Genomic DNA, 8,895 nt, shown 5'->3' with positions numbered 1-8,895 from the left:
TTGATCGGCATCGACGATGCGCTGCTTGAGGGCATCGTGCGCGCGAATCTCCCGCGCCACCATGAAGCGGCTGCCCATCACCACGCCGTCGGCGCCCAATGCCAGTGCCGCCGCGATCTGGCGTCCGCTGCCGATACCGCCGCCCAGGAATAGCGGCAGCTCGGCATCATTCCGGGACGGCGGCGCGTGGCTGTTGCCGCGCATCGTCGGGCTCTCGCGCGCGACCGAGATGACCTTGACCGGCCAGACCATCGACGCGAAGCAGGCCGTGGAGTGGAACCTGGTGTCGCGTGTGGTGCCGGCCGAGCAATTAATGCCGACGGCGCGCGAGCTGGCCGGGCAGATCGCTTCCAACCCGCCGCATGCCGTGCGCATGGCCAAGCGCCTGTTGCGCGAAGCGTTGCACTCGCGCCTCGACACGCTGCTGGAAATGTCGGCCGCCTTCCAGGTCATGTCGCACCAGATGCCGGATCATCACGAGGCGGTCGCGGCTTTCAATGAGAAGCGCAAGCCGGAGTTCCGCGGCTGACGCGGATCGGATGCGACTTGCAGGGATTCGCCGGTAGACGCAAGGCTACTGTGTCGACAAAGGGGGTAGCGCTACACTGCCTGTCCTAGCCTAGCGCGCTCCTTCGAGGCAAGCATCCGATGCTGAAGCCGTCCTTGCTCTCTATCGTCCTATTGGCCTTTGCGGGTTCCGCGAGCGCTGCCAGCAACTGCGACGACATCTTGGCCCAGATCGACGCAAAGATTCGCGGCGCGGGTGCGACACGCTTCACGCTCACCACCGTGACGGCCGATGCCACGGTCAGCGGCAAGGTCGTAGGCACCTGCGACCGTGGTAGCAGGAAGATCGTCTACGAAGCGGAGGCCGCTTCCCCCTCGACCGCCTCATCCCCCGCCCTCCAGCGCGGCAAAGACGGCATCCTGACCGAATGCAAGGACGGTTCGGTATCGGTCGGCGGGGACTGCAGCAAGTGAGCGCCCGGGCGCTGCCCGTGAGCTGACCCAGTTCCACCACGGCGCCGGCCAGCCAGCGCACCTCCAGTGCTACACCGATGCCTTCAGCTCACCTGCCATCCACTCGATGAAAACCTTGCCAGCGCGGTGCTCGCCAAATGCACGTGGGCGGTGCTGGCGCTGACCTGCCACATCGGTTGCTCACTCAGGCGCACTACCGGCATAGCATCGAGTCCGACGCGGAGCTTTCCGAGGTGTGGAAGGACGTCTTTCTGTTTCACTGGAAAGAGGAGTCGCAGCACGCGATCCTCGATGAACTCGAGTGGAAACGGGAGGACGAGAAGCTCAGTGCAGAGCAGCGTGACCATGCGGTGACCGACCTTATCGAGCTGGTGGCTGCGGTAGACGCCATCCTGCAGATGCAAGCGGCCGCAGATGCCGACTACTTTCTGCGAGTCTGCGGCCGGCCCTTCGACACTGCGCAGGTGCAAAGGCTGCGCGACACGATGCTCAAGGCGTACCGCTGGCAATACATCGTCTCGGGAGTGCAGGATGAGCGCTTCCAGAAGATCCTCGGCGGGATGATCACAGAGGCGCAGATGCGGCGCGTCGGCGCCGCACTCGCGCCGATCGCATCGTAGGTCGGGATGACCGGATTGCTACAAAGCAGACGCTGGCATTCAGCGTGCGACGCCTCAACCCGCCGGCGCTTCCTCTTGCCACGGTCAGCGCGCAATGTCGGGAGCGTTCCGCGGCTGACGCGGATCACCTTCGAAAGCCCACCGGCCGCGCCGCGATAGTCATTGGTCAAGGTTGAAGATGTGAACCTTGGTGAGCCAAGCACCGTCGGGCTGGTGCTCGAAGATGCGGACGGTGCTGCCGGACACTTTCACCGGCTCGCCGGTCTTGCCGATGATCCTGAGCGTCCAGCGAGCGACCTGATAGGCATACAGGCCATCCTGCTGAAGGCTGACAATCTCGAAGGTGTGGTCCTTCCTGTTGCCCGGCTTGAGTCGGTCTTCCCAGAACTGTCCAATCGCTTGCCTTCCATTGACCGGCTGCGACCCCGGCGGCAGTACGACCGCGTCTTTCGTGTACATCGCCGGGAAGGCCGCTGGTGTGTTGGTGTTGTACGCGGCGAGCCAGCGGGTGTTGTCCGCCTCGATGACGACGCGCAAATCCTCGGCCCTCGCGCTTCCAATCACGGTGACCACCAGCAGCACAGTTGCATAGAGCGCATTTTTCGCTTTCATGGGTGAAACCTCCGAGGAAATGCTCTGAAGAGATGGAGTCTGTTGAACCCCCGACAAATCCCAGCTTAGAGGTTCGATGGAAGCTGATGAATCCCGCGAATGTGGAACCCCATCCCGCGAAGAAGGGATGGACTTCCATCGTGGTACGCGGTTCCGGGCGAAGGAGGCGGCCACTCCAGCTGGGCGATTCAAGAAATCGGCAGCAGCAGATTGAGAGTTGTGCCGGCGGCCGACGGCTGGAAGTCCAGGCGGCCGCCGATGATCTTCGCGCGATGCCTCATGCTGGCGATGCCGCGACCGGTGTGTTCACCGGAGAAGCCAACGCCGTTGTCGCGCACCTGGATATAGACGTGCTCGCCCGCTGCGTCCAATCCGGTCTCGACGTGTATGCAGGTCGCTCGGGCATGCTTCACGATATTGGTGAACGCCTCCTGCAGGATGCGCAGAATGTGCAGGACGTTCTGCGGTGTGAGACAGGCGAGCCCCGGCACTTCACGCACTCGCCAGTCGAGATCAATACCTTGTTTGCGCAGGCGTCCGTCGAGCCGGTAGCGCAGGTTTCCCATCACCGCGAGGAGATCATTTTCGGTCGGCTCCAGCGAGTCGATGGTGAGCCGAAGATCGTCCAGGCACTCGCGCAGGGCGGCGGCGACTTCTGTTGCCGAAGACTCGCCCTGCTCGACCAGGCTCAAGGCCGAAATCAACTGCGCGCCGATGCCGTCGTGCATGTCGCGCATGATGCGGCTGCGCTCTTCCACGACAGCCTGCTGGCGTTCCATCGTCTGCATGCGCTCGTAGCTGCGCGCGAGCTCGGCATGCTTTTCTGCGACACGCTTTTCCAGCTCCGCGTTCAGCTTTTCGGTTTCGTTGAGCGATCTTGCGAAGCGGTCGATGAGAATCCATCCGATCATGAAGAACATCGGCAGATAGGCATATGGTTGATAGCGCGGCAGGTCGATCGGATAGGCCAACAGGCGTTCGTTGGCGGAGATGACAAGTTTGAAGGACCCCGCGATGGCGAGGCCCAGCGTTTCCAGTGTCTTTCGTTGCCAGGCAATGAACCAGAAGATCGCGACATAGACGACGGTCAGCACGAAGGTCATGAGCCACCATTGCTGAATGACCCATCCTCCGATGCCGACAAACGAGGCGTAGTCGAGAAGCGGTGACACGATCAGATAGCCCCACAGCCAACGTTCGAAGCGCGGCCGGTGCCACCCTCCGTAGCGCAGGGCGAAAAGGCACATCAGCACGATGTAGGCTTCCAATCCGCTCCATACCACCACGCCCCAATACGGCAACGGAATGGGCGGCTCGGTGATCACGAACCTTCCGGCGACAAAGAGGGCGAACGCGAGCGCTGTCAATCCGGCGTAGCCGTACAGGGTCTCATGCCGACGCCGAAGCCAAAGCAGCAAGATGAACAGCCCGAACCCGAAGGAAAAGAGCACGATCATTCGCGGGCCGGCGACTGAAACCAGGACGCGCTGCTCGTACACGGCGCGAACCAAAGGTTCCTGTCCGATCGCGATGCCTGACAAAGCTCCGCGTGTGCCGTCTGTGACCCATAACCGCAGGTGAATCGTGTTGGTGCCTTCGTGCAGGAGGTCGTGGCGAATTGAAAACAGCCGAGGAGCGTATCCGAGCAAGACTGGCGGAGCGCCCGCCACAAATGGCTGGGATAGTTGCGCTGTGCGTGACACGCGCTCGAAGGCCCCGGTCTGGCCGGCATGCTCCCCATTCACGTACAAGGCTCCGAAAGTCTCCAGCAAAGGCACGTAGGCTGCGTACAGTTCATCAGGCTCGGCTGACAGAACGAAGTGCAGCCGATACCAGCCGTAACCGGAGGCTCCGGGGTGCGAAACGAGCCAGTTGTCCGGCAAAGGCTGCCGCCGCCAAGCCGCGGAATCCGGTGGAGGCCCAGGAGAATCGTCCAGGATGAAATCGGCCTGCTCGAGCTGCAGCAGCGGATTGCCGCCGGCCCCGAGGGACGGAGTTGGCAGAGCCAGCAGGGCGATAACGAGCACCAGTACCGTCGCGCGCAATAACGAAGGCCGATTTGGGGGCGACCACGAGATCATTCCGCGGACGATCTAGATAAGACCCATCTTGCCGGCCTCATAAACCGCCTCCCCACGAGAGTGCACGACGAGCTTCTGATAGATCTTCTTCACATGCGAAATGACGGTGTGTTGCGACACACCCAGCAAACGGGCAATCTCGCCGAAGCTGAAACCCTTGGCAATCAAGGCCAAAACCTCCGCCTCCCTCGCCGAGAGCGGAGTTTCCTCAGTCCGGCCCTCGGCTGCAGCAGTGCCGCGGGGCTTGAGCCGCTTGAGCAACTGCCTGGCGATCATCGGGCTGATCGGAGAGCCCCCGGCCCGTAGTTGCTTGATCAATTGGACGAACTCCTGCGGGAGGCTGTCCTTGAGAATGTAGCCAGTCGCCCCGGCCTCGATGCTGGCGATCACATGGTCTTCGTCGCCGAACACCGTGATGACCATGATGTCCGTTTCGGGGTGGCGTCGTGCTGTTTCTCGTATCAGGTCGATGCCACTGCCGTCGGGCAATCCGAGGTCCGTCAACAATACGTCAGGCGCCGCCTTGCTCATTGCCTGACGAGCGGAAGCGAGATCAGCGACCGCCGCAAAGAGTTCGAGTTCGATGTCGGAGGCAACAATCTTGCAAAACCGATTGAGGAATGCCGGGTCGTCCTCCACTACCATTACCGTCGTCATCATGCCCTCCCTAGGCAACGGCTGCCGGTTGCTAGAACTGGACAATAGGAAGAGATGTGCGTTTTGAGCATACCGCGAACATGGGATGGCTGCCACTCCGCGCCATTGCGAACTTGGTGGAGAACGACCCGTTGGCGGCGTGGCAGGCATACGGCCGCCTCCGCGATTCCTTGATGGTGAGCAGGCGAACGCTAAGCGAAGAGATTCAGCTGATGCAGACCGCCCAGGTTCACATCCATCAGCTGTTCACCTAGGCAGTCCGTTTCGGATGTTCGCGCACGTATTCTTCAAGCGGTCAGCTTGAAGGGCTCGCTCTGCGCCCAGCGCTCCGAAGCACCGGGAAGATGCGATCCTCCGACGAAACCCCGTCGTCGCTTTGGCTTCAAGGGGCTCAATGCGACCTTGCCGCACTACCTGGAACGCACGGTGTAAAAGTGCATTGCTCAGACTGGAGTTGCCTCCATGACCCATACCGGCGATGCCACCTCCGCGCATTGCGCGACCTTCGGCTTCGCAGCGCAGGCATTGGCGAAGGACCGCTATCAGGCGTCTGATTCGCTTGGCCAGAAGCGATGGCCCGCCGCGCAGCACAGCGGTCCGCCCAACTCGGAGTAGATTCGCCGCCATGGGACTCTTGACCTTCAGCATCAACGTCACCCTCGAGACGAGACACACGCTTTCTTCACCCGCCTCATGGACGAGGGAGGGGCGATGCTGTGGGGCCGCGTCACCTACGAGATGATGGAGAGCTACTGGCCGGCGGTCGTCCGCGGCAACCAGGAGGCGCCGCCGGCGATGCGCGAGTGGGCGGTCAAACTGGAGGCCAAGCCGAAGTACGTCGTGTCGTCGACGCGAAAGACCTTCCCGTGGACCAACAGCCACCACATCGCTGGCGATCTGCGCACGGGTGTGCAGAAGCTGAAGGACGCGACCCCAGCCGGCGTGCTCCTCGGTAGCGGCAAGCTCGCGACCGAACTCGATCGGCTGGATCTGATCGACGAGTACAAGTTCCTCGTCCACCCCAGGATCGCCGGCCACGGCCCGACCCTGTACCAGAGCGGGCTGCCCAGCACGCGACGGCTCGAGTTGGTCTCGGCGAAGCCGCTCCGTAGCGGCGCGGTCGCCATGCACTACCGGCGCGCGCGCGGCTAACAACCCGTTGCGGCGGATGGTCCGCTGCGCGGCCCGCCGCTGAACCGGAGCGTTGTACGACCGGTTTCCGTCTGTGAGTTCCCAGAGCGCGGCGCAATCGATTCAGCTACTCACGCAACAGCACGTCCAGTTGGTCCACCATCTCGGCCCAATCGGCGTCTTCGTTGATTTCTTCGCGCAGGAACTGCGCCTGGCCGGGCGTCCAGAACGGCGCATCGGCGAGCCGAACCTCATTGCTCAGAGGGCGACGCTGCGCGAGGAACAGTTCAATGTCCGACTTCGTACTCGGCAATCCAAGTTGCTGAAACAGGCTTTGCAGGCTGTGGTCTGTCGTGTCCATCAGAGAATTGTCCTCCGGACTGCCAGCGTAGTGAAGATTCTGGCTCCAGCAGTTCACCTCTCTTCAACCCTTCGCAAGAAGACCAAAAACAGCGACGCCATTCGTGGTCCCGACATAAACCTTCCCGTTGGCAACCATCGGCGTGATGTACTTGTTCCCCGCACCGAACTGGTCACGCGTACCCATTTGATTGCTGTTGTACAGCTCGGTGGCAAGATTGCCAGGATCAAACGCATGCAACGCCGCAATATTGCCATTCTCGGCCGCCCACACGATACCGTTGGCAGACCCGTTGGCCGATACGCTCGGCGTCGTCCCGGGAAAGACAAAAATCATGGCGGTCTGACTGGAAGGCGTCGCCGACAACCGCGCATTGGTCATCGTGAACGCCTTCAAGTGATCGCTGACGGAGCCAAAATAAACCGTATTGTTGAAATAGGCCGGCATGCCAAATTGGCCGCCGCTCAACTGTGCAGGAATCTCCTGGTAGATGTTGTTGCCGGCAGCGTTGAATTTCCCCATCGAGTCACGATTGAGCACATAGATGATGTCGTCCTTGCCCGCTCCCAGGGTGAGATGATGAGCAGCGCCGCTCGCATCCACGAGATCCGGCAGCACAAGCGCGCCACCCGACCCGAGATCTTCATCGGCGTTGGACTCCTGAACAATGTTCGACATCGCGAAATAATCCGCGACCGACAGCCCGCCGGTCGTGCCGAGTTTCAGATATGTATTGCCGAAGTCGCCTTGTGCAGGAAAGCCACTGGCGTTCAAGGTCGTATCGAACGTGCCATTCGCGTCGAGCAGGTAAATCGACGAGCCATCCGATGCGGGGCCGGCGCCGCTCATCCAGACTGAACCGAGCGAACCATTCGGCGTGACGTTGAGTACGGAGGTCTGCTGCAACGTGTCGGCGCTGTAGCCGATGATCCAGCCGGTATACGCGCCCCCGTCGCAATGCGAGGTCCACGTCGTGTAGACGACGCCGTTGAGCAGCAGCAACCCCGCGCGTTCAGCATAGAACGACGGCGCAAACACGACGCGGCCGTTCGAACTGTTCGCACCGGTACCCGGATACGATGCCGCGACCTCGATCGGTCCGTTCAGCTGTTCGGCGCCGGTCGCGAGGTCGAGCGCATGTACGCGCTGGTGGTAGCCGCCGCCGGAATCCTTCGTCATCGCGACGACAAAGATCGTGCCGTGCGTACCGCGTGAGCGGTCGATGACCGGCGTCGACGTGATACCGATCTCAGGCGTGATCTGGCCGCAACCGTGGTCGTCGCTCGTTGTTTCGCCGACGCCAAGTGCCGATGCCTTCCACAGTTGCGCGCCGGTGTCGGCATCGAACGCAAACACGCTGTCGTGTTCGGTCACGACATACAGCACGTTATGCGTGCCGCCGGCAATCGCGAGCGAGCCGACGAAAAGCGGCTGCCCATCCACCTTGCCGTCGACCGTAAAGAAGCCGACTTTGCCGAACGTCGTTGCGTTGACGTTCGCGGGCGTGAGGATGGTTTCGTTGAGGTTCTGACCGGTACGCGCAATGTCGTTGTGGTAGGTCACGACGTCGCCGGCCGCGGACATCCCGGTGCCGCCTGATGCGCTGCTTGTCCCGCCTGTGCTTCCGGTCCCGCCGGTTGTGTTGCCGCTGCCCGTTCCGGTGGTTGTGCTGCCCGAACCGCTACCAACGATGCTGGCCGTGCCCGAAGTTCCGCCGCCACCTCCGCTGCAACTCAAGAAGAGAGTGGCGCAAAAAATCAGTGCGCTCAGCAGGAAAAAACGGCACGGGATGGGCAGCGTTTGCATGGCGTTCTCCACATTGCCGGCGCCCGCGCCATGAGAGATCGGCCACATCAGCGAAGCGCCGTGCAATGTCGCACAAGGGTAGCATCAAGCGTGCTGGCGGGTGCCCCAAAAATCTGTGCCAGAGCGTCATCCGATCGCGCGCAGCGCTGCTCGCCGTCTTTCGCGCCATACGGCGGCTGTGCGGTCAGCGCGCGATGCCAGGCTCGCGCACGACTTGCGCAAAAGCAACCGCAGCCCGTGCCGCATCACGCACGAGCTTGTCGATGATCTGCGCCGCCGGCGCGATCTCGTCGGCGAAGCCGCCGGCCGGGCCCAGCGACACGATGCCGCCGTCCACGTCACCCTCCTCGTACACGCGCTGGCGCGTGCGCGAAGAGAGGATCAGGTCGCCAAACTCTCCATGGCTGCGCGCGCCCGCGGATTCGATCTTCTGCACCTCGCGCGCCGCCTCGTTGTGCAGCACGCGCCAGGTGTCGTTGAGCGATCCGAGGATGGCAGTCGAGCAGTATTGATCGGCATCGACGATGCGCTGCTTGAGGGCATCGTGCGCGCGAATCTCCCGCGCCACCATGAAGCGGCTGCCCATCACCACGCCGTCGGCGCCCAATGCCAGTGCCGCCGCGATCTGGCGTCCGCTGCCGATACC

General features: G+C 62.3%; 11 protein-coding genes and 1 pseudogene. 5 read left to right on the top strand and 7 right to left on the bottom strand.

Annotated elements, in window-relative coordinates; genetic code table 11:
* Window positions 1-117, bottom strand: a 117-nt coding sequence (locus AC1DN9_RS29635; protein ID WP_478105947.1) for a nitronate monooxygenase, incomplete at its 3' end; no start/stop codon positions are given.
* 39 nt (window positions 118-156) lie between these two features.
* On the opposite strand from AC1DN9_RS29635, the pseudogene AC1DN9_RS29630 reads away from it, so the two are divergent.
* From AC1DN9_RS29630 to AC1DN9_RS29620, 3 genes and pseudogenes are all read left to right on the top strand, one after another.
* Window positions 157-529, top strand: a pseudogene (locus AC1DN9_RS29630) (enoyl-CoA hydratase-related protein); the annotation flags it as partial.
* Between the two features lie 134 nt (window positions 530-663).
* Complete coding sequence (locus AC1DN9_RS29625) at window positions 664-981, top strand: DUF1161 domain-containing protein (RefSeq protein ID WP_478105946.1); 318 nt, start codon at window positions 664-666, stop codon at window positions 979-981.
* A gap of 137 nt (window positions 982-1,118) precedes the next feature.
* Window positions 1,119-1,601 (top strand): hypothetical protein, encoded by a 483-nt coding sequence (locus AC1DN9_RS29620; RefSeq protein ID WP_478105945.1) that lies wholly within the window; start codon window positions 1,119-1,121, stop codon window positions 1,599-1,601.
* Window positions 1,602-1,760: 159 nt separating this feature from the next.
* Here the strand turns inward: AC1DN9_RS29620 and AC1DN9_RS29615 are convergent, their stop codons facing one another.
* From AC1DN9_RS29615 to AC1DN9_RS29605, 3 genes are all read right to left on the bottom strand, one after another.
* Window positions 1,761-2,213 carry a YybH family protein gene (locus AC1DN9_RS29615; RefSeq protein WP_478105944.1) on the bottom strand — a complete coding sequence of 151 codons (453 nt, stop codon included), beginning with the start codon at window positions 2,211-2,213 and terminating at the stop codon, window positions 1,761-1,763.
* Between the two features lie 188 nt (window positions 2,214-2,401).
* On the bottom strand, window positions 2,402-4,258 hold the full coding sequence (locus AC1DN9_RS29610; RefSeq protein WP_478105943.1) for a sensor histidine kinase: 1,857 nt from the start codon (window positions 4,256-4,258) through the stop codon (window positions 2,402-2,404).
* 48 nt (window positions 4,259-4,306) lie between these two features.
* Window positions 4,307-4,954 carry a response regulator gene (locus AC1DN9_RS29605; RefSeq protein WP_478105942.1) on the bottom strand — a complete coding sequence of 216 codons (648 nt, stop codon included), beginning with the start codon at window positions 4,952-4,954 and terminating at the stop codon, window positions 4,307-4,309.
* Between the two features lie 459 nt (window positions 4,955-5,413).
* Here AC1DN9_RS29605 and AC1DN9_RS29600 point away from each other — a divergent pair, with 459 nt between their 5' ends.
* A complete protein-coding gene (locus AC1DN9_RS29600) occupies window positions 5,414-5,566 on the top strand; it encodes a hypothetical protein (protein WP_478105941.1) in 153 nt (50 codons plus the stop codon).
* Between the two features lie 78 nt (window positions 5,567-5,644).
* The gene (locus tag AC1DN9_RS29595) at window positions 5,645-6,103 is read left to right on the top strand and encodes a dihydrofolate reductase family protein (RefSeq protein ID WP_478105940.1); all 459 of its coding nucleotides are present in this window, start codon (window positions 5,645-5,647) and stop codon (window positions 6,101-6,103) included.
* Window positions 6,104-6,209: 106 nt separating this feature from the next.
* Here AC1DN9_RS29595 and AC1DN9_RS29590 read toward each other — a convergent pair whose 3' ends face one another.
* The 3 genes from AC1DN9_RS29590 to AC1DN9_RS29580 form a co-directional block, all read right to left on the bottom strand.
* Window positions 6,210-6,443, bottom strand: a complete 234-nt coding sequence (locus AC1DN9_RS29590) for a DUF2789 domain-containing protein (RefSeq protein WP_478105939.1) — start codon at window positions 6,441-6,443, stop codon at window positions 6,210-6,212.
* 63 nt (window positions 6,444-6,506) lie between these two features.
* A complete protein-coding gene (locus AC1DN9_RS29585) occupies window positions 6,507-8,249 on the bottom strand; it encodes a pyrrolo-quinoline quinone (RefSeq protein ID WP_478105938.1) in 1,743 nt (580 codons plus the stop codon).
* 184 nt (window positions 8,250-8,433) lie between these two features.
* On the bottom strand, window positions 8,434-8,895 hold a 462-nt coding region (locus tag AC1DN9_RS29580), incomplete at its 5' end, for a nitronate monooxygenase (protein ID WP_478105937.1).

It is taken from the genome of Variovorax sp. 05L425, assembly GCF_056397705.1.
Note: the sequence above shows the minus strand (reverse complement) of the source record. Positions and strands in the feature narration are given on the sequence as shown.